The sequence below is a fragment of the Thalassobius vesicularis genome, assembly GCF_004799325.1.
Taxonomy (GTDB): Bacteria; Pseudomonadota; Alphaproteobacteria; order Rhodobacterales; family Rhodobacteraceae; genus Thalassobius; species Thalassobius vesicularis.
In genome coordinates, this window is sequence record NZ_SSMD01000001.1 from 381,905 (window position 1) to 402,164 (window position 20,260).

At 64.3% G+C, this 20,260-nt stretch carries 20 protein-coding genes; 13 read left to right on the plus strand and 7 right to left on the minus strand.

The features are described from left to right. Window positions 1-80 precede the first annotated feature (80 nt). Complete coding sequence (gene rlmN / locus E7681_RS01945; RefSeq protein WP_136337570.1) at window positions 81-1,274, plus strand: dual-specificity RNA methyltransferase RlmN; 1,194 nt, start codon at window positions 81-83, stop codon at window positions 1,272-1,274. A 112-nt stretch (window positions 1,275-1,386) separates the two neighbouring features. Beyond that, window positions 1,387-1,596, plus strand: coding sequence for a hypothetical protein (locus E7681_RS01950; RefSeq protein ID WP_136337571.1), 210 nt, complete (start codon window positions 1,387-1,389; stop codon window positions 1,594-1,596). A gap of 3 nt (window positions 1,597-1,599) precedes the next feature. Here E7681_RS01950 and E7681_RS01955 read toward each other — a convergent pair whose 3' ends face one another. Continuing rightward, window positions 1,600-2,445, minus strand: coding sequence for an LOG family protein (locus tag E7681_RS01955; protein WP_136337572.1), 846 nt, complete (start codon window positions 2,443-2,445; stop codon window positions 1,600-1,602). Between the two features lie 171 nt (window positions 2,446-2,616). On the opposite strand from E7681_RS01955, the gene dapD reads away from it, so the two are divergent. Beyond that, window positions 2,617-3,444: a 2,3,4,5-tetrahydropyridine-2,6-dicarboxylate N-succinyltransferase gene (dapD, locus tag E7681_RS01960; protein WP_136337573.1), complete on the plus strand. Its 828-nt coding sequence runs from the start codon at window positions 2,617-2,619 to the stop codon at window positions 3,442-3,444. A 45-nt stretch (window positions 3,445-3,489) separates the two neighbouring features. Here the strand turns inward: dapD and E7681_RS01965 are convergent, their stop codons facing one another. After that, a complete protein-coding gene (locus tag E7681_RS01965; protein WP_246032385.1) occupies window positions 3,490-5,109 on the minus strand; it encodes a choice-of-anchor L domain-containing protein in 1,620 nt (539 codons plus the stop codon). Window positions 5,110-5,324: 215 nt separating this feature from the next. Here E7681_RS01965 and E7681_RS01970 point away from each other — a divergent pair, with 215 nt between their 5' ends. Together E7681_RS01970 and E7681_RS01975 are read left to right on the plus strand one after the other, a co-directional pair. Further along, complete coding sequence (locus E7681_RS01970) at window positions 5,325-5,885, plus strand: ester cyclase (RefSeq protein WP_136337574.1); 561 nt, start codon at window positions 5,325-5,327, stop codon at window positions 5,883-5,885. A 125-nt stretch (window positions 5,886-6,010) separates the two neighbouring features. Beyond that, on the plus strand, window positions 6,011-6,382 hold the full coding sequence (locus E7681_RS01975) for a hypothetical protein (RefSeq protein ID WP_136337575.1): 372 nt from the start codon (window positions 6,011-6,013) through the stop codon (window positions 6,380-6,382). A gap of 54 nt (window positions 6,383-6,436) precedes the next feature. Here E7681_RS01975 and E7681_RS01980 read toward each other — a convergent pair whose 3' ends face one another. Both E7681_RS01980 and E7681_RS01985 read right to left on the minus strand, forming a co-directional pair. Then, a complete protein-coding gene (locus E7681_RS01980; protein ID WP_136337576.1) occupies window positions 6,437-7,492 on the minus strand; it encodes a transporter substrate-binding domain-containing protein in 1,056 nt (351 codons plus the stop codon). Between the two features lie 66 nt (window positions 7,493-7,558). Beyond that, on the minus strand, window positions 7,559-8,716 hold the full coding sequence (locus E7681_RS01985) for a Hint domain-containing protein (RefSeq protein ID WP_136337577.1): 1,158 nt from the start codon (window positions 8,714-8,716) through the stop codon (window positions 7,559-7,561). Between the two features lie 95 nt (window positions 8,717-8,811). Between E7681_RS01985 and dapE the strand changes: the two genes are divergently transcribed. From dapE to E7681_RS02015, 6 genes are all read left to right on the plus strand, one after another. Further along, a complete protein-coding gene (gene dapE / locus E7681_RS01990) occupies window positions 8,812-9,972 on the plus strand; it encodes a succinyl-diaminopimelate desuccinylase (protein ID WP_136337578.1) in 1,161 nt (386 codons plus the stop codon). After that, on the plus strand, window positions 9,969-10,388 hold the full coding sequence (locus E7681_RS01995; RefSeq protein WP_136337579.1) for a GNAT family N-acetyltransferase: 420 nt from the start codon (window positions 9,969-9,971) through the stop codon (window positions 10,386-10,388). The genes dapE and E7681_RS01995 overlap by 4 nt, the downstream gene beginning before the upstream one ends. Next, on the plus strand, window positions 10,385-10,945 hold the full coding sequence (locus E7681_RS02000; RefSeq protein ID WP_136337580.1) for a TIGR04282 family arsenosugar biosynthesis glycosyltransferase: 561 nt from the start codon (window positions 10,385-10,387) through the stop codon (window positions 10,943-10,945). The genes E7681_RS01995 and E7681_RS02000 overlap by 4 nt, the downstream gene beginning before the upstream one ends. A gap of 127 nt (window positions 10,946-11,072) precedes the next feature. Then, a complete protein-coding gene (locus E7681_RS02005; protein ID WP_136337581.1) occupies window positions 11,073-11,612 on the plus strand; it encodes a hypothetical protein in 540 nt (179 codons plus the stop codon). A 74-nt stretch (window positions 11,613-11,686) separates the two neighbouring features. Next, window positions 11,687-13,948 carry a ribonuclease R gene (rnr, locus tag E7681_RS02010; protein WP_136337582.1) on the plus strand — a complete coding sequence of 754 codons (2,262 nt, stop codon included), beginning with the start codon at window positions 11,687-11,689 and terminating at the stop codon, window positions 13,946-13,948. A gap of 104 nt (window positions 13,949-14,052) precedes the next feature. Further along, window positions 14,053-15,336: a lytic murein transglycosylase gene (locus E7681_RS02015; RefSeq protein ID WP_136337583.1), complete on the plus strand. Its 1,284-nt coding sequence runs from the start codon at window positions 14,053-14,055 to the stop codon at window positions 15,334-15,336. An 85-nt stretch (window positions 15,337-15,421) separates the two neighbouring features. Here the strand turns inward: E7681_RS02015 and serB are convergent, their stop codons facing one another. Continuing rightward, on the minus strand, window positions 15,422-16,300 hold the full coding sequence (gene serB, locus E7681_RS02020) for a phosphoserine phosphatase SerB (RefSeq protein WP_136337584.1): 879 nt from the start codon (window positions 16,298-16,300) through the stop codon (window positions 15,422-15,424). Between the two features lie 157 nt (window positions 16,301-16,457). Here serB and E7681_RS02025 point away from each other — a divergent pair, with 157 nt between their 5' ends. Together E7681_RS02025 and serA are read left to right on the plus strand one after the other, a co-directional pair. After that, the gene (locus E7681_RS02025; RefSeq protein WP_136337585.1) at window positions 16,458-17,603 is read left to right on the plus strand and encodes a phosphoserine transaminase; all 1,146 of its coding nucleotides are present in this window, start codon (window positions 16,458-16,460) and stop codon (window positions 17,601-17,603) included. 126 nt (window positions 17,604-17,729) lie between these two features. Then, complete coding sequence (gene serA, locus E7681_RS02030) at window positions 17,730-19,322, plus strand: phosphoglycerate dehydrogenase (RefSeq protein ID WP_136337586.1); 1,593 nt, start codon at window positions 17,730-17,732, stop codon at window positions 19,320-19,322. 63 nt (window positions 19,323-19,385) lie between these two features. Here the strand turns inward: serA and E7681_RS02035 are convergent, their stop codons facing one another. Both E7681_RS02035 and E7681_RS02040 read right to left on the minus strand, forming a co-directional pair. After that, window positions 19,386-19,760: a hypothetical protein gene (locus tag E7681_RS02035; protein WP_136337587.1), complete on the minus strand. Its 375-nt coding sequence runs from the start codon at window positions 19,758-19,760 to the stop codon at window positions 19,386-19,388. Between the two features lie 19 nt (window positions 19,761-19,779). Then, the gene (locus E7681_RS02040) at window positions 19,780-20,235 is read right to left on the minus strand and encodes a cupin domain-containing protein (protein ID WP_136337588.1); all 456 of its coding nucleotides are present in this window, start codon (window positions 20,233-20,235) and stop codon (window positions 19,780-19,782) included. Window positions 20,236-20,260 lie beyond the last annotated feature (25 nt).

A 20,260-nucleotide genomic window follows, 5' to 3' on the forward strand; every position in this document is an offset into this window, starting at 1 on the left:
TTCGTATCGGCAACATATCTTTTGGCAATTGCCCAAGAATCCTGTATGGACCCGTTTCATCCCGCGAAAAGGACCATGCGATGTCGGCCTCCGCTCCGATCACCCAGGACGTCATGACTATTCCCCGGAAGCTGCCCGAGGGGCCGACCAACATCGTCGGCCTGACCCGGGATCAATTGCGCGACGCGCTGCTGGCGATGGGGACGCCCGAAAAGCAGGTCAAGATGCGGGTAAACCAGGTCTGGCAATGGGTCTACCAGTGGGGCGTGCGCGACTTTGACGCCATGACCAACCTGGCCAAGGCTTATCGCCAGCAGCTGGCCGAGAATTTCGTGATCGAGATCCCCGAGGTCGTCAGCAAACAAGTCTCGATGGACGGCACCCGCAAGTACCTTGTCCGCATCGCCGGCGGGCACGAGGTCGAGGTTGTTTACATCCCGGAAACCGATCGCGGTACTCTGTGCGTCAGCTCGCAGGTGGGCTGCACACTGACCTGTTCGTTCTGCCATACCGGCACGCAGAAACTGGTGCGCAACCTGACCTCGGCCGAGATCGTGGGCCAGATCATGATGGCGCGCGACGATCTGGACGAATGGCCCCAACCCGGTGTCGGCACCGGCGACGCCGGCCCGCGCCTGCTGTCCAACGTCGTGCTGATGGGCATGGGCGAGCCGCTCTATAACTTCGACAACGTGCGCGACGCGATGAAGATCGCGATGGATGGCGAGGGGATTTCCCTGTCGCGTCGCCGCATTACCTTGTCCACCAGCGGCGTCGTGCCCGAGATCGCCAAATGCGCCGAAGAGATCGGCTGCATGCTGGCCGTCAGCTTCCACGCCACTACAGACGAGGTGCGCGACAAACTGGTGCCGATCAACAAACGCTGGAACATCAAGGAACTGCTGGACGCCCTGCGCGCCTATCCGAAACTGTCGAACAGCGAGCGCATCACCTTTGAATACGTGATGCTGAAGGACGTGAACGACACCGACGCGGACGCCCGCCGCCTGGTCAAGCTGATCCAGGGCATCCCGGCCAAGATCAACCTGATCCCGTTCAACGAATGGCCCGGCAGCCCCTATCAGCGCAGCGATTGGGACCGGATCGAGAAGTTCGCGGACATCATCTACAAGGCCGGTTACGCCAGCCCGATCCGCACCCCGCGCGGAGAGGACATCATGGCCGCCTGTGGTCAGCTGAAATCCGCGACCGAGCGCGCACGCAAGTCCCGCGCCCAGATCGAGGCCGAAGCAGGCGTCGCGCAACAATCCTGACAAACCACAGGATTTGTTTCTGATTTCACACAAATGCCCCAATCTGGGGCATTTCGCGCCCCAATCCGGCAACAGACTGTTTCCAGAAGCAAGTTCCACTGGAGACAGGACAATGCAGAAAATCGAAGCCATCACCCCCGCCATCACCAGCACTGTGCTGGAGCTGATCCGTCAGGAGCGCGCGAAATCCGTGTCCGTGCGGGAATGGAAATTCCGCCTGATGGGCTATGGCTACCGCGTCATGAACACCGACCATGGCGAAGTCATCGCGACCCTGCGCCAGCAGGAAATCTGCGCCATCCCCGCCGAGCTGCTGCACTAAGACTTACCGCCCCGGGATATGCGCCCGCTTGGTGCCCGCGCCGTCCCAGTTGTGCATCGCGTCGAACGCCTCTTCGGCGGTTTCGACATAGCGGAACAGCGCCAGATCTTCTCGGCTGATCGTGCCGGCCTCGGCCAGCGCCTCCCAGTTGATGATGTTGCACCAGAACTCGCAGCCGAACAGCAAGAACGGCACGCGTTTCATCCGTCCGGTCTGGATCAGGGTCAGCGCCTCGAACATCTCGTCCAGGGTGCCAAAGCCACCCGGAAACACGCAGATCGCATTCGCTCGCATCAGGAAATGCATCTTGCGGATCGCGAAATAGTGGAAGTTGAAGCACAGCTCGGGCGTCACGTACGGGTTCGGAGCCTGCTCGTGCGGCAGCACGATGTTCAAACCCACGGTCAACCCACCTGCCTCGGCCGCGCCTCGATTGCCTGCCTCCATCACACCGGGCCCGCCGCCAGTGCAGATGACGTTCTCGCCCCCGCCTGATTTCAACGACTCTTCGGTGATCATGAAGGCCAGCTTGCGGGCCTCCTCGTAATATTTCGACAGTTCAGCCAGCGTCTTGGTCTTTGCGCTTTCCTTACCCTCGGGCGAGGGCACACGCGCGCCGCCGAACAGCACGACGGTGCTGTTGATGCCGTGTTCATCCAGCATCAGCTGCGGTTTCAGCAGTTCCAGCTGCAGGCGCACCGGACGCAATTCGTCCCGGCACATGAAATCGAAATCATCAAAGGCCAGCTTGTACGAATCCGAACGTGTCTGCGGCGTGTCCGGAACCTGGCGCGCCGTGCGTCGATCGATGTGGGCGTCGCGGAATGGGCTGTTGCGGTCGTCTTTCATTGGTTTTTTCCCTGCTGCGCCTGTCACCTAACAGCTAGCGCGCCTTGCGTGTCATTGCCAGAGGATTGCGGCAGCCAGTACACCCGCGCATACCCACTGGCACGTTGCACGCAGCCGCGCAGCGCCTTATAGGCAATGTCGAACCTGAATGCCTGACCTAGGGAGAGAGCCATGTCGAACGCCCAGCTCGAAGCTGCGATCGAAGCCGCGTGGGAAGCACGCGACACCATCACCCCCGCCACCACCGGCGAAACCCGCGACGCCATCGAGGACACGCTGAACGCGCTGGACTCGGGCAAGCTGCGCGTTGCTGAAAAGCAGGCGGACGGCAACTGGCACGTGAACCAGTGGGCCAAGAAGGCGGTGCTGCTGGGCTTCCGCATCAAGGACATGGAAATCCAGTCCGGCGGCCCGCAAGGCGGCGGCTGGTGGGACAAGGTGGACAGCAAGTTCGCCGGTTGGCAGGAAGGCGACTGGAAAGCCGCCGGTTTCCGCGCCGTTCCCAACTGCGTCGTGCGCAAGTCCGCCTATATCGCGCCGGGCGTGGTGCTGATGCCGTCCTTCGTTAACCTCGGCGCGCACGTGGACACCGGCACCATGGTGGACACCTGGGCGACCGTCGGCAGCTGCGCGCAGATCGGTAAGAACGTGCACCTGTCCGGTGGCGTCGGCATCGGCGGCGTGCTGGAGCCGATGCAGGCTGGCCCGACCATCATCGAGGACAACTGCTTTATCGGCGCGCGTTCGGAAGTTGTCGAAGGCGTGATCGTCCGCGAAGGCTCGGTCCTGGGCATGGGCGTTTACATCGGCCAGTCGACCAAGATCGTCGACCGCGAGTCCGGCGAAGTCATGTATGGCGAAGTGCCCGCGGGTTCGGTGGTCGTGTCCGGCTCGATGCCGTCGAAAAACGGCGTGCACCTGTACTGCGCCGTGATCGTGAAGCGCGTGGACGCCAAGACCCGCTCCAAGACCTCGATCAACGAGCTGCTGCGGGATTGATCCCCGTCTAACCGATTGAAAACGCGCCTTTCGGGGCGCGTTTTTTCATGCCCGCGCCAGCAGCACCCGCGCCTCGAACGGGCGCAGCGACAGGCGGGCGGAGGGGCCATAGCTGGTGTCGGTGATATCCTCCAACCCCGGCATCAGGCGCAGGATTTCATCACGGGTATCAGCGTCAAAGCTGTCCAGCGTCGCCTGTCCCGGATGGTAGCTTTCGCTGTCCAACCCGTTGGCCGAGACGATCTCGTGCCGGTCGAACAGCAGGTGGACATAGGTCACGGGCTGCCCGTCGGCGCGCACGGTGATCGACGCACCATTCACCAGATCACGGGCTTTCACCAGCACCTCACCCTCGCCGAACAGCAGAACAGCACGGGGCGAGCGGACCAAAACCCGGTGGTTAGGCGAAAACTCGACGCTGTCATGCGGCCCCAGCACGCCGGCGGCGAAGCGTACCGGCGCGTCCGGCCCGAACGCCCGCCGGGTCGAGGTGCCGATCCAGCGCAGCGCTTGCAGACCGTTGTCGCGCGTGACCACCAGATCGCCGGGGCGTAGCCGTTCCACCGCAACAGGGCCGCGCGGGGTCAGCACCCGGGTTCCGGCGGTAAAGCACGGCGTCGTCTCAACCGTGACATAGCCGACATCGGTGTTCCCGGCGCCGTCCGTCACCTCATAAGTGAAAGTATTCTCGCCCTCGTCCCCGTCAGCCCAGAGCGTGATCGTACCGTCCGGGTTCAGCACGATCACCTCGCCTGTGGACAGGGTGATGCTGTCGCCCGCCACCACCGGATGGCCATTGATCGCGGTGATCCTTAGCTCAGGCCCGACCGAGGAGCTGTCGTTGCCCAGCAGGTCCACCGTCCGCGACCCGTCCGCCTGAACCGAAACGTGATCGTCGCCCGCCACCAGCGCGCATTGCACGGAATCTCCTGCAATCAACAGGTTACTGTCATAGGAATGGTCCCCGCCATCGGCGATCCCGATGCGGATCGTGTTCACCTGCCCCGCATTTACCGGCGCGCGCAGCGACAGGGTGACGGTGAAACCGTCCATCTCGGTGTTGGCGACCTCGTCGTTGGCGGCGTTGTTGATGTAGAGGTTCGAGTTCGACTCGTCGTTGATATTGTTGATGGTGATGTCGCCGTCGCCCACTGTCAGCGTGGCCTGCTGACCGTTCACCCAGACCCCAACCGCATCGTTGAAGCCCGAACCGCAATATTCAAGGTACTCCTCGGATGAGAACGTCACCTGCATGGTCAGGGTCGAGCCGTCAGGGATGAACGTCGCCTCAAAAATCGCGGCATCATAGGTCTGCACGCCGGCGATCTGGTTCAGGTCGGCGTCACCGCCCGTATGCATGTTCCCCGAGGTCGAGGCCGACGTATTCGCGTCGCCCGAGCTGTTGGTGATCGAGGTCGCCCGGCCCGTGGACAGGATCACGCCGGTATCCGAGGGGGTGATGTCCGGCGCGACCTCATCCCCGTTGGTGTAGATGCCCGAGGACGCGGACGCCCCGGTGTAATCCGCCGACACGATCTGGACGCCCGATCCGAACATCGTTTCGGCCATCTCCATCGCGGTGGCGTTGGTGTCGATCGGCAGCTCTTGCGCCTGAACCGACGTGGACGTCTGCGCGGTCTGGGAAAACGAGGAATATTTCGGCATGGCACCCCCTTTTGATTGGGGATAGGCGCCACTGGTTCACAAACCGTTGCTACAGAACGATTTTTCCCGCGGATTTTACGAAAATGCGGAAATTTATTCAGAACAAAATGGCGTAAGTGAATCCGTTTATTCAACATTTTTTTCTCAATTAGGGCGCGCCATATTCCCCTCATCGAAACGCGGAACACAGCCCGCACCCAACTGGAGACCCCGAAATGAAACTGCAAACCACCCTTATCGCCGCCCTGATCGGCAGCACCTTTGCCGCCCCCGTTCTGGCCGAAAACAACGCCGCTGCCGTGGCTGCGCTGGCCGAGTTGGCCAAGGTTCAGGCCGAGCAGGCCCGGATCGAGAAGAACCTGGAAACGTTCGATATTCTGGACTTCGACGTGTTCTCGGGCCAGCACTGGGACCGCCTGCACGAAAGCCACGCGGACAACATCGTCGTGCACTGGCCCGATGGCCGCACCACGACCGGTCTGGACGCACACATCGCGGACCTGGAGGCGTTCTTTGTCTACGCCCCCGACACCCGGATCGAGACCCACCCCATCCGCATCGGCCAAGGTGAATGGACCGGCGTCGTCGGCGTGATCGAGGGCACCTTCAGCGCGCCCATGCCGATCGGCGACGGCAAGTTCATCGAGCCCACCGGCAAACCCTACAAGCTGACCATGGCCACCATCGGCCACTGGAACGCCGAAGGCGTCATGGACGAAGAATACCTGTTCTGGGACAACCTGACCTTCATGCGTCAGATCGGCCTGGCACAGTAACAACCTTCTGATTTTCCAAACAAAACGGCTGTGTGGGCAACCACGCAGCCGTTGCGCGTTGCGATTGCGCTGGACCTTTGCGCCGGTTTTCGGCATGTCAGGGCGGTCAGTACACGAGGCCCGAAATGTCCGACTCCACGCCCGAAAAACCCAGCAAACAATCGCGCCAGAAGGTCTATACCCTGCTGGTTCAGGTCGGTCGGAAAGACGGCGACGGGCTGCCCAAGGGCGCAACCGGGGCGGCGCTGATGTGCTATGCCAGCGGCGTGGACGAGGCCGAAGCGGTGCGCGAAACCGTCGCCATCCTGAAGCAAGCCGACCTGGCGCCGCTGGACGTCACCGGCTACGGCACCGCCGAGGAACGGCTGGAGCAGGGCCACGATATCGAGCAGGACGAGCTGGACCTGATGAAGCGCGCGCTGGACGAAAACTCGGTCATCGTGGCGCAAATGACGCCGTTTTTCGGCGATGACGGCGGGGCCGACGCGAAGCATTAACGGCTGCGTAACCGGCCGAATCGTAAGATTTCGGCCGATTTTCGTACGCCGATTTTACTGCTGCTCGACGCCGAACCAGCTTTCGCGGATTTCCTCGTATTTGCCGTTCTCGCGCAGGGACAGCAGGGCGCGGTTGACCTCTTCGGTCAGCTGGCTGCCGGTCGGGAAGGCGATGCCGTAGTTTTCGCGCAGGAAGACCGAGCCGGTCATCTGGGCCTTACCCTGCGAGCGGGTCTTGACGTAGTAGGCCAAGATCGGGGCGTCGAAGATGATGGCGTCCAGCTCGTCGGACTCGAAGGCGGTCAGAACCTGATCCAGACCGGCGTATTTCACATAGTCCAGATCGCGGTTGTCCATGTAGTTCGCGGCGGTCGATCCGGCGACGGTGCCGACGCGCTTGCCGTAGAGGTCGTTGACCGAGTTGACCGAGGATGTGATCGCCTCGACCGTCATGGCCGAGGTGACGTAGGCGACGAAGACCGAGACGAAGAACAGCGACACGATCACCATGGCCACGCCCATCAGGCGGCCAAGCGCGGTGCGGGGGACGCGTTCCTCGAACCCGCCGTTGACGATCAGGTTCAGCGCCCACCAGAAGGCGGGGAACATCGCCTGCTTGGCGGGAACGGCGAAATAATCCTGATGGCGGCGTTCCAGCCACCACATCAGCATGCCGATCCCCAACAGCGCGGCAAAGGCGGCGAGGACCGAGAGGATCAGCTCTTTCTTGAACAGGGTGTCCCAGAGGGCGCTGGAATTGCTGTCCACCGGGGTCATGATCTGCAGGCCCGAGCCAAAGATCGGCTGGCTGAAATCCATCACCTCTTCGCGGGCGGCGGTGATCGAGATGTTGGCGATCGACAGGTCGACCTGGCCGGTCTCGGCGGCCTTCAGCATGTCCCCGAATTTCTCGAACCGTTCGATCCGGTAGGTGTGGCCCATCGAGGTTGCCAGCGCATCCCACAGGTCGATCGAGAAACCCAGATCGGTCCCGGCCAGCGACATCGAGAAAGGCGGACGCGTGACCGTGCCCACGACCAGTTCGCGGGACATGGATTTCGCGGGCCACAGTGCCAGAACTGTCACCAAAGCAAGAATGATACGCTGCATTTACCGAATTTCCCCGTTTAAGACCGGATAGGCCATGCCGGGTAACGACGCAAGGATTTCACCGGGTCAAGCGGCGCGGTGCTGCAGCAGGGTCGCGGCCTCGATCGCGCGCAGGACGGGAAACGGCGGGCGGGCGTGTTCCGGCAGGCGCGTACGATCCATCCCGGCCAGCAGCGAGGCGGCGATCTGGTCGGGCTTGCGGCGCATCCGGCCAAGGTAAAGCGATTGCATCGGGGCGCCTGCGGCCAGCACGGCCTGCGCTTGCGACAGCAGCAGTTGATGCCAGGTGACGACAGGGGGGCAGTCGACATACCAGGCCGAGACTCCGTTCACCAAGTGGCGGGCGGGCAATTGCACGGCGGGGCTGCCGAACAGGAACTCGACATCCGAGCCAGACACGCACAGCCGCTGCGAGGGCGCGACGGTGATATCGCGTTGCAGCCCGAAATAGGGCGCGCGCAGGCGGATCGGGCGGAAGCTGCCGCGCGCGGGCAGGCTGTGGCGCAGGTTGGCCAGAACCGGAACCAGATCGCCCGCAGAGGTGCGGACCAGATCGCCGCTGCGGATCTGGCGGATCGGGCGGTAGCCTTGCTCGGTCAGGATCGGGACGTCGGGGGCGAGGCTGGGCATCGGGCCGATGGGCTGGATGCTGTCGGATAACGCGGCAAAGGCGACCTGCCGGTCCATGTCGGCGGCCGAGGGGTGCTGAAAGATCGCCTGAAGATCGCCCAGCGACAGGGGCAGCGGGTTGGCCACGGGTTGCAGGTACATCCGGCCCGTGTCCAGCGATTTCACCGACAGATGCCCGGTGCGGGCGGGCGCGTCCCAGACATAGCTGACGCACAGGGTATGGCCCTGCCCGGTCAGCCCGTGATGCAGCACGGAATGCACGACACTGCCGCCCTGCGTAACCACCAGAACGACCGAGCCGTCGGGCAAGGCGTGCAGGGCAAGGCCACGCTCCCACGGGTGGAGATGGTGGTAGGACAGCAGCATTTGCGGGCGGGAATGGCAGGGCACTCCGGTTTCCAGCATCAGCGTGCCGCGCGCCAGCAGGTCGGCGGGGCCGGGGCGCTCGGGCGTGGACGCGGTCAGGCCGCCCGTGTGGAACAGGGCGGTGGTGCGGTCTGCCAGGCCAATCCAGTGCTGGGGCCAGTGCTGGGCCATGTCTGCGGTGCCTCGGGTGAAGCCGGGTTGTCCCGGTCTGTCTGCTGGCTTCGTCATAGCACGGGCGGGCGGGCGCGTGAATCCCCCAGCACGGGGTTTGCGCATCGGGCCGATCCGCGATAGCCAAGGAACAAAGCCGCACAGGAGCCCCCATGACCAACGCCCCCCTTCCGCCCGTCGATGCCGCCGAGCTGACCGCCCGGCTGATCCGCTGCCCCTCGGTCACGCCTGACGAAGGCGGCGCGCTGGTGCTGTTGCAGGACCTGCTGGAAAGCGCAGGGTTCGACTGCACCCGCGTGGATCGCGGCGAGGTGTCGAACCTGTTCGCCCGTTGGGGTGCCAAGGGCGCGGCCAAGACATTCGGGTTCAACGGGCATACCGATGTGGTGCCGGTGGGCGATGCCGCCGCCTGGACGGTGGACCCGTTCGGAGCCGAGGTGAAGGACGGCATGATGTGGGGGCGCGGGGCGACCGACATGAAATCCGGCGTGGCGGCCTTTGTCGCGGCGGCGGTCGATCTGGTGACGCAGACGCCGCCCGATGGGGCCGTCATCATCACCATCACCGGCGATGAGGAAGGCGACGCCGTGGATGGCACCGTTGCCCTGCTGGACTGGATGGATCGCGCGCAGGAAAAGATGTCGGTTTGTCTGGTGGGTGAACCCACCTGCCCCAACGAGATGGGCGAGATGATGAAGATCGGGCGTCGCGGCTCTATGACGGCGTTCTTTACGGTGACGGGGGTGCAGGGGCACTCGGCCTATCCGCATCGGGCCAAGAACCCGGTGCCGGCGCTGGCGCGGCTGGTGGACCGGCTGGCCAGCCATGAGTTGGATCAGGGCACGGACCATTTCGATGCCTCGACGCTGGCGGTGGTGACGTTCGACACGGGCAACCCGGCGACCAACGTCATTCCGGCGCAGTGCAAGGCGACCGCGAATATCCGCTTCAACGACGCGCATTCCAGCGCCAGCCTGACCGAGTGGTTGCAGGCCGAAGCGGACCGCGTGGCGGCTGAATACGACGTGCGGGTCGAGATGAAGGTGAAGGTCTCGGGCGAGAGCTTTGTCACGCCGCCGGGGCCGCTGTCGCAGATGGTCAGCGCGGCGGTGCAGGCCGAAACGGGCGTGGAGCCGGTGCTGTCGACCAGCGGCGGAACCTCGGACGCGCGGTTCGTGCAGCATCACTGCCCGGTGGTCGAGTTCGGGCTGGTCGGCAAGACCATGCACCAGGTCGATGAACGAGTGGACGTGGCGCAGATCCACCAGCTGAAGGCGATCTACGGACGCATCCTGCGGGACTATTTCGCGTGAACTGGCAGATCGAGGAGGCCGAGGGGCTGGACGAGGTCCACGCCCTGCGCCGCACCGTGTTCATCGAGGAACAGGGCGTTCCCGAGGCCGACGAATGGGATGATCTGGACGGATCGGCCGTGCATCTGCTGGCGCGGGTGGACGGGGTGCCGGTGGGCACCGCGCGGCTGCTGATCGACGGGGACACGGGCCGGATCGGGCGCATTTGCGTGGCGCGTGCGGCGCGCGGCACGGGGCTGGGTGCGGCGTTGGTGCAGGACGGGATCGCGCGACTGCGAGCGCAGGGGCTGCGCATGGTGCGGCTGGGCGCGCAGGTCCATGCGACCGGGTTTTACGAAAAGCTGGGCTTTGCCGTTTGCGGGCCGGTCTATGACGACGCCGGGATTGATCACCACGAGATGGAGCAGACCTTGTGAAAGGGACGCTGGTCATCATGCTGAAAGAGCCGGTCCCGGGGCGGGTCAAGACCCGGCTGGGGCGGGAGATCGGCATGATCCCGGCGACATGGTGGTTCCGGCATCAGGTCGCGCGCCTGCTGCGCCGGATCGAGGACCCGCGCTGGCGCGTGGTGCTGGCGGTGGCACCTGACCGGGCGGTTGGGTCTCGGGTCTGGCCGGGGCGGTTCGCGCGGGTGCCGCAGGGGCGCGGCGATCTGGGGCAGCGAATGGCGCGGCAGTTACGGGGGATGCCGCGGGGGCCGGTCTGCGTGATCGGGGCGGATATTCCGGGGGTCACACGCGCCCATGTGGCGCGGGCTTTTGCGGCTTTGGGGCGGGCCGAGGCGGTGTTCGGGCCGGCGCCGGACGGGGGCTATTGGCTGGTGGGGCTGAAGGGGCCCGTGCCGGCGGAGCTGTTCAAGGGGGTGCGGTGGTCCTCGGAGCATGCGTTGGCGGACAGCATCGCCAGTTTGCAAGGGCGGCGCGTGGCGCTGGTGGATGTGCTGGCGGATGTGGACCGGGCGGCGGATTTGTGACGCACGCCGGGGGCGCTGCCCCCGGACCCCCGGGATATTTGCAAAAAGAAGAAGCCCGATGACGGGATTGTGGGTTGGCCGGTTTGCTTTGACGGGGCAGGATCGGGGCGACACAGGAGGATTTTTGATGCGGTTTGGTTGGGTTTTGGCGGTGATGTTGGCGGGGCCGGTGGCGGCGCAGCAGATGAGTCACGATCACGCGATGATGCATGGTGGTGGGGCGGAAGTTCAGGCGACGCAGGCGGGGCAATCGGCCTTTGCCGCCATTCAGGAGATCGTGGGGATTCTGGAGGCTGATCCGGCGACGGATTGGACCTTGGTCAACATTGATGCGCTGCGCGAGCATCTGGTGGACATGGATAATGTCACGTTGCGGGCCGTGGTGAGGGCGCAGCCGATCAAGGGCGGGATGGCGTTCATCGTGTCGTCCGAGGATGCGGGGGTGATTGCCTCGATCCAGCGGATGGTGGTGGCGCATGCGGCGGTGATGGATGGCGTGGACGGGATGCGGATGAAAGCCTCGGAGCGGCCATATGGTGCGATGCTGGGGATCGAGGGCGACGAGGCCAGGCTAAGGGGGCTGGGGTTCTTCGGGATCATGGCCTCGGGGATGCACCATCAGGCGCATCATCTGGCGATCGCGCGCGGGGGCAATCCGCATCACTAGGCGGGGCGGGCGATTTCTGGATGTCGGACGTTTTCCCGCATGACGGCGTTTTGCGGCTGTGATAGGCGGAAGATATGAGCAACATGCCCTCGAAATCCGAGATCCTGGATTGGATCGCGGAGAACCCGACCCTCTCTGCAAAACGTGACATCGCCAAGGCCTTTGGCATCAAGGGGGCTGCGCGGATCGACCTGAAGCGCATCCTCAAGGAGCTGGAGGACGAGGGCCATCTGGAAAAGCGCAAGAAGACCTATCGCGACCCGGATCGGCTGCCGCCTGTCAGCGTGCTGAAAATCCGCGAGATCGGGCCGGATGGCGATCTGTTCGCGCAACCGATGGAATGGCAGGGCGAGGGCGTGGAGCCGAACGTGCTGCTGATCCCGCGCGAAAGCGACCCGGCGTTGGGTGTGGGCGACCGCATTCTGGCGCGGGTGCAAGAGGTCAAGGGCGAGGACTATCACTATACCGCGCGGCTGGTGCGGCGGATCGGGCATAACCCGCACAAGGTGCTGGGCGTCTTCCGCAAGGGGGCCGAGGGCGGGCGGATCATCCCGATCGACAAGGGCGACGGCAAGGAATGGCTGGTGCCCGAGGGGGCCACTGGCGGGGCCAAGGATGGCGAGCTGGTCGAGGCGGAACAGAGCGGGCCGAAGGGGCGGATGGGTCTGCCCCGGGCGCGGATCGTGAACCGGTTGGGGGATCCGACGGCGCCCAAGGCGGTGTCGCTGATCGCCATTCACCAGCATGGCATCCCCGACGATTTCCCCGACAAGGTGATCGCCGAGGCGGATGCGATGAAGCCCGCGGGCCTGTCGGGCCGGGTGGACATGCGGGATATGCCGCTGGTCACCATCGACCCCTCGGACGCGCGCGACCACGACGACGCGTGCTGGGCGCATGAGGATGACGACCCCAAGAACCCCGGTGGTTACGTGATCTGGGTCGCGATTGCGGATGTGGCGCATTACGTCACACCGGGCAGCGCGCTGGATCGCGAGGCGAAGAACCGGGGCAACTCCAGCTATTTCCCTGACCGGGTGGTGCCGATGCTGCCGGACCGGCTGTCGGGTGATCTGTGTTCGCTGCACGAAGGGGTGCCGCGCGCCTGTGTCGCCGTGCGGATGCAGGTGGATGCGAACGGCGTCAAGATCGGGCACCGGTTCCAGCGGGGGCTGATGCGCTCGGTCGCGTCTTTGAATTACGAAGAGGTGCAGGCGGCGCGGGACGGCAGCCCGAATGAGAAATGCGCGCCCCTGATGGATGAGGTGATTGCACCGCTTTACGAGGCCTATGCCCTGCTGGATCGCGCCCGCAAGAACCGCCAGCCGCTGGACCTGGACCTGCCGGAACGCAAGGTCGTGCTGTCGGACGAAGGCAAGGTTCTGTCGGTGAATTTCCGCGACCGGCTGGACGCGCACAAGCTGATCGAAGAGTTCATGATCCTAGCCAACGTGGCTGCGGCCGAGACGCTGATTCAGCGCAAATCCCCGCTGTTGTTCCGGGTGCACGAGGAACCCAGCCCCGAGAAACTGGAGGCGCTGCGCGAGACGGCGACCTCGGCCGGGTTGACGCTGGCCAAGGGGCAGGTGCTGCAAACGCGCCACCTGAACGCGCTGCTGAACGCCGCCGAGGGCACGGATTTCGACGAGCTGATCAACATCTCGACCCTGCGGGCCATGACGCAGGCCTATTACAGCCCGGTGAATTTCGGCCATTTCGGGCTGGCGCTGCGGAACTACGCGCATTTCACCTCGCCCATCCGGCGGTATTCGGACCTGATCGTGCATCGCGGGCTGATCAGCGCGCATAAATGGGGTGATGATGGCCTCAGCCCCGAGGATATCGAGCGGCTGGAAAGCACGGCGACGCATATCAGCGATACCGAGCGGCGGTCCATGATGGCCGAACGGGACACGACGGATCGCTACCTGGCGGCCTTCCTGTCCGAACGTGTGGGCAACGAATTCACCGGGCGCATCAGCGGCATCGCCAAGTTCGGCGTCTTCGTGCGGATGGACGAAACCGGCGCGGACGGGCTGATCCCAATCCGCTCGCTTGGCCGGGAATATTTCCACTACGACCGCGAAAGCAACACGCTGATGGGCGCCGATACCGGCCTGACCCTGGGGCTGGGCCAGCGCGTCACCGTGAAACTGACCGAGGCGCTGCCCGTCACCGGCGGCATCGCGCTGGAGCTTGTCAGCCTGGACGGCAAAGACTTCCCGCGCGGCCCCTCGGCCGGACGCGGCAAGCCGGGCAAGCGGCAACTGGGCCGCGCCAAGGCCAAGGCCGCCAAGGTCAAACGCAAGGTCGAACGCACCCGGCGGAACAAATAAGCGGGCGGTCGCGGATCGCGGCCCCTGCCCATTTGCGCGCTTTGACGGGGCCGGGTTTCGCGATAGACTCTGCTTAAAGGTCCACAAGAACAACGAGGCCGGGCATGAGCATCAAGACGATTCTGGCAGCCGCTGCGCTGCTTTCTTTTGGCACGTCGGCACAGGCTAGCGCCGTGACCGAGTCGCTGCGGCCACAACCGCGCCCCGACGCGCAACTGGCCAGCGCCGAGGTGCGCCTGTCCACCTCGAACCTGGGGTTCCAACGCTGGATCCGGCTGTTCCGCGCGCGTGCCAATGCGGCGGGCATCCATAACAGCACGCTGGACCGCGCCTTTGACGGGGTGCAGTACAACACCGACGTGATCCAGCGCGACCGCAACCAGTCGGAATTCACCAAGACGCTGTGGGAATACCTGGACAGCGCCGCCTCGGACACGCGGGTGTCGAACGGCAAGGCGGCCCTGCGCGACCATAACCGCGTGCTGCGCCAGATCGAGGCGAAATACGGCGTCGACAAAGAGGTGGTGGCCGCGATCTGGGGCCTGGAAAGCGCCTATGGCACCTTCCGCGGCAAGAACGACATCGTCGAGTCGCTGGCCACGCTGGCCTATGACGGGCGGCGCGGAAAATTCTTTGAACAACAGCTGATCGCGGCGCTGAAGATCCTGCAATCGGGCGACGTGGACGCGCGGCACATGACCGGTTCCTGGGCCGGGGCGATGGGGCACACACAGTTCATCCCGACCTCGTACCTGGCCTATGCGGTGGATTTCACCGGCGACGGCAAACGCGACATCTGGAGCGAAAATCCCGCCGACGCGCTGGCCTCGACCGCCGCCTACCTGGCGCGGCACGGCTGGGTGAAAGGCCAACCCTGGGGCGTCGAGGTGAAACTGCCAGCCAAGTTCAACTACGCGCTGGCCAACCGCAAAATCCAGAAATCCCCGTCGGAATGGGCGCGGCTGGGGGTGACCGACATGTCCGGGCTTGCGGTGCCGAACCACGGCCAGGCCTCGCTGTTGCTACCGGCGGGCTCGGATGGCGCGGCGTTCCTGATCTTCAAGAACTTCTCGGTGATCGAGACCTACAATGCTGCCGACGCCTACGTGATCGGCGTCGGCCACCTCAGCGACCGCCTGAAAGGCGGCTCGAAGATTCAGGCCAACTGGCCCCGCGGTGACCGCGCCCTGACCTTCGTTGAACGCAAGGAAATGCAGCACCTGCTGACCGAGCGCGGCTTCAACACCAAGGGCGTGGACGGCCGGATCGGCCCGCTGACGATCGACGCCGTGCGCGATTTCCAACGCGCGCAGGGGCTGACACCGGACGGATACCCGTCGCTCAGGCTGCTGAAACGGCTGCGTCAGGGACAGAAATACAGCCGCTGAAACGGCCTTCTGGCTTCTTTCTGATCCAAATACTCACGGTGCGACATCCCGGCCTTTGCAACGCCGGGATGAGTGCCATCCGGCCTCACACAGCCGCGAAATCCGCTTTCGCGTAGCCCTGCACATACAGCAGCGCGGTCAGGTCGCCGTGGTTGATCCGCACCTCGCACTCCGCCGCGACCGAGGGCTTGGCGTGCAGCGCAACGCCCGTCCCCGCACGGCCCAGCATGCCCAGATCGTTGGCGCCGTCACCCACGGCGATCACGTCGGCCTCGGCGATGCCCAGCTTGGCGGTGATGCGCTCCAGCGCGTCTACCTTGGCCTGACGGCCCAGGATCGGACGGCCCACGTCACCCGACAGTTTGCCGTCCTCGACCAGCAGCGTGTTGGCGTGGTTTTCATCGAACCCCAGCGCCGCCGCGACCTTGGCGGTGAAGGCCGTGAACCCGCCCGAGACCAGCGCCGCATAGCCGCCGTTCGCGCGCATCGTCGCCACCAGCTCGGCCCCGCCGGGCATGAAGGTGATGCGTTCGTCCAGCACCTGCTGGATGATGCCTTCGGGCAGGCCCTTCAGCAGGCCGACGCGCTCGGTCAGCGCGCCTTCGAAGTCCAGTTCGCCGTTCATGGCACGGGCGGTGATGTCCTTGACGCGCGCGCCGACGCCGGCCATGTCGGCCAGCTCGTCGATGCATTCCTGCTGGATCATGGTGCTGTCCATGTCGGCCAGCAGCATCTTCTTGCGGCGCCCCTGCTCGGGCTGGATCACAAGGTCCACGCCCATCTGTTGCAGGTCGGCCCAGACATCCCAGCGATTGTCGGGCAGCGCGGTCAGCGAAAACTCGGCCGCTTCGGCCTCGGCCAGCCAGACCACATCGCCACCGCCCCACGCGTTGCGCAGCGAATCAAGCAGCGCCGCCTCGAGGGTCCGGGCCTTCGGCGAAGTCAGAAGAGTGGCGACATACATGGGAAAGTTTCCGATCGTAGCTGTTGGGGGTCGCAAATCCGCGCTCAAGCGGCGCTATAGCCGCATTTTCACCATTGTGAAAGAACCCGGCGGGCATTATCTGCGTCAGCGGGACACCTCTCCCCAACGAGAGGCGCTTATCTGGAAGGGTAGCTACATGGCTATTGCACACCCGGCATCGCGGCCGGCAAATCCGCGGTTCTCCTCTGGCCCCTGCGCCAAAATCCCCCATTTTTCGCTGGATATGCTTGCTGACGCCCCGCTGGGCCGTTCGCACCGTGCCGCTGTCGGCAAGGACAAGCTGAAAGCCGCGATCGAAGGCACCCGCGAAGTGCTGGGCATCCCCGCCGACTACAAGATCGGCATCGTGCCCGCCTCGGACACCGGCGCTGTCGAAATGGCCATGTGGTCCCTGCTGGGCGCCCGTGGCGTCGAGATGCTGGCCTGGGAATCGTTCGGGTCCGGCTGGGTCACCGATGTCGTCAAGCAGCTGAAGCTGGACGCCGTGGTGAAGACCGCGGACTACGGCCAGATCGTCGATTTCGCGACCGTCGATTTCAACAAGGACGTCGTGTTCACCTGGAACGGCACCACCTCGGGCGTGCGCGTGGCCAATGGCGATGCGATCCCCGCAGACCGCGAAGGCCTGACCATCTGTGACGCGACCTCGGCCGCGTTCGCGATGGACCTGCCCTGGGACAAGCTGGATGTGACCACGTTCAGCTGGCAGAAGGTCATGGGCGGCGAAGCAGCCCACGGTATGATCATCCTGTCGCCCCGCGCCGTCGAGCGCCTGGAAAGCTACACCCCCGCCTGGCCGATGCCGAAGATCTTCCGCATGACCAAGGGCGGCAAGCTGATCGAAGGTATCTTCAAGGGCGAGACCATCAACACCCCGTCGATGCTGGCGGTTGAGGACTACCTGGTCGCACTGGACTGGGCCCGCAAGATTGGCGGCCTGGACGGTCTGATCAAGCGCTCGACCACCAACGCCAAGGTGCTGTGGGACTTCTGCGACCGTCACGACTGGATCGCCAACCTGGCCGAAGACGACGCAACGCGCTCGAACACCTCGGTCTGCCTGAAGTTCACCGACGACCGCATCAAGGACGGCGCGGCATTCGCCAAGGCCGTGGCCAAGAAGCTGGAAACCTACAACGCCGCCTATGACGTGGGCGCGTATCGGGATGCGCCGGCCGGGCTGCGCGTGTGGTGCGGTGCAACGGTCGAGGCGTCGGATGTCGAAGCCCTGACCCTGTGGCTGAAATGGGCCTTCGAGGCCTGCCTGGAAGAACAGGCATAAGACAGCGATCCAGCCGGGCCGCCGGCTGCGGAATTTTGAAAAAATTCCGGTGAAAATTCTTCGAAAGAATTTTCGCGCCCAGCGGCCCGGTTCTTTCCCCAATTTCTGACGTAAGGACCAACTGACATGGCCCCCAAAGTTCTGATCTCTGACAAACTGTCCGACGCCGCCATCCAGATCTTCAAGGATCGCGGGATCGAAGTCGACTTCCGCCCCGAGCTGGGCAAGGACAAGGACGCCCTGGCCGCCGTCATCGGCGACTATGACGGCCTGGCGATCCGCTCGGCCACCAAGGTGACCCCGAGCCTGCTGGAAAAAGCCACCAAGCTGAAGGTCGTCGGCCGCGCCGGTATCGGCACCGACAACGTGGACAAGGAAGCCGCATCCAAGAAGGGCGTGATCGTCATGAACACCCCCTTCGGCAACATGATCACCACCGCCGAGCACGCCATCGCGCTGATGTTCGCCGTGGCCCGCCAGATCCCCGAGGCGGATGCCTCGACCCAGGCTGGCAAGTGGGAAAAGTCGAAGTTCATGGGCGTCGAGCTGACCGCCAAGACCCTGGGCGTCATCGGCGCGGGCAACATCGGTGGCATCGTGTGCAACCGCGCCCTGGGCCTGAAGATGAAGGTCATCGCGTTCGACCCGTTCCTGTCGGACGAAAAAGCCGCCAAGATGGGCGTCGAGAAGGTCGAGCTGGAAGAGCTGCTGAAGCGTTCGGACTTCATCACGCTGCACGTTCCGCTGACCGACGGCACCCGCAACATCCTGTCGCGTGAAAACCTGGCCAAGACCAAGAAGGGCGTTCGCGTCATCAACTGTGCCCGCGGTGGCCTGGTTGACGAAGAAGCCCTGGCCGACATGATCAAGTCGGGCCACGTGGCTGGCGCGGCGTTTGACGTGTTCTCGGAAGAGCCGGCAACCAACAACGTGCTGTTCGGCCTGCCGAACGTCGTCTGCACCCCGCACCTGGGCGCGTCGACCTCGGAAGCGCAGGAAAACGTGGCGCTGCAAGTCGCCGAGCAGATGTCGAACTACCTGCTGGACGGCGCTGTTGAAAACGCGCTGAACCTGCCCTCGATGACCGCCGAAGAAGCCAAGGTCATGGGCCCCTGGGTTGCCCTGGCGGGTCACCTGGGCGGTTTCATCGGTCAGCTGACCGACGAGCCGATCAAGGCGATCAACATCCTGTACGATGGCGTTGTCTCGACCATGAACCTGCCGGCGCTGAACTGCTCGGTCGTGGCGGGCATCATGAAGAAGTCGAACCCCGACGTGAACATGGTTTCGGCCCCGGTCGTCGCCAAAGAGCGTGGCGTTCAGATCTCGACCACCAACCAGGACAAGTCGGGCGCGTTCGAAGGCTACGTGAAAGTCACCGTGGTGACCGACAAGCGCGAACGCTCGATCGCGGGCACCGTGTTCTCGGACGGCAAGCCGCGCTTCATCCAGATCAAGGGCATCAACATCGACGCCGAAGTTGGTGAGCACATGCTGTACACCACCAACGAGGACGTGCCGGGCATCATCGGCACCCTGGGCGGCGTGCTGGGCAAGCATGGCATGAACATCGCCAACTTCACCCTGGGCCGCGCGAAAGCCGGTGGTGAGGCGATCGCCATCCTGTACATGGACGAAGCAGCCAAGCCCGAAGTGCTGGCCGAACTGGCCGCAACCGGCCTGTTCAAGCAGATCCAGCCGCTGGAATTCAACGTCTGATCTGTCTGGCAGACGTGAATATACCCCCGTCCGGTTCGTCCGGGCGGGGGTTTTTCTTTGGGATCAGTCGCGCGCTTTGCCGGTTTTCACCACGGTGATCAGGAAGATCACCATCGACACCAGCGTGATGATCGAGCCGATGGCGGCCAGGCCCTCGGTCTGTTTGGTGATCGCCAAGGCGATGCCGGGGACGATGGTGACGACACCGGCGGTGGCGACGGCCAGGTGGATCTTGGCCAACAGCCCCTGCCCCGCCTGCGGCACGATGTGGTAGTAGATGGCAAACAGCGCCATCGTCACCCAACCGATCAGGTTCAGGTGCGCGTGGACCGGTGCCAAGGTGTGGTCATGCGAGATGGCCATATGGATGCCCAACGCCATGCCACAGGTGACGGAGATCACCGCCAACACCATGAAATAAAAAGAAATACCCTTCATTCTGTCTCTCCCTGTTTTATTAGTTCACCGCCAGCGGCGGGCCGGTGAAGGTAAGATTGTACCGTTCGGCAATCGTGATGATGTCCGCCATGTCCTGCGGGATGCGGAACGCCCCCGCAGCCATTTCGGCAAAGAACCCCTCGAACCCGCCGGGGTTGAGGATGGTCAGCATCCGCGCGGGGCGCGTCCCGACGACCTGAAACGTGTGCTCGGCCCCGCGAGGGACGAACACGGTGTCGCCGGGCCCTTTGGCGAGGGTCTCGCCTTCGAGCCAGAACGACACATCTCCGGAGAGCAGGACAAAGGTTTCGTCGGCATCAAGGTGCACATGCCGGGGCGGGCCGCCGCCGGGTTGGGTGACACTGTCGAACACCGACAACCGACCCTGCGCCGCCGCCGCGGGCAACAGGGTGCGATACGTGGTCTGTAGCCAGGTGATCGCGTCCGGCTGATGAGAAGAAAGCGATGGGGTCATGTCGCGTTCCGTTGTCCTGGGTTGA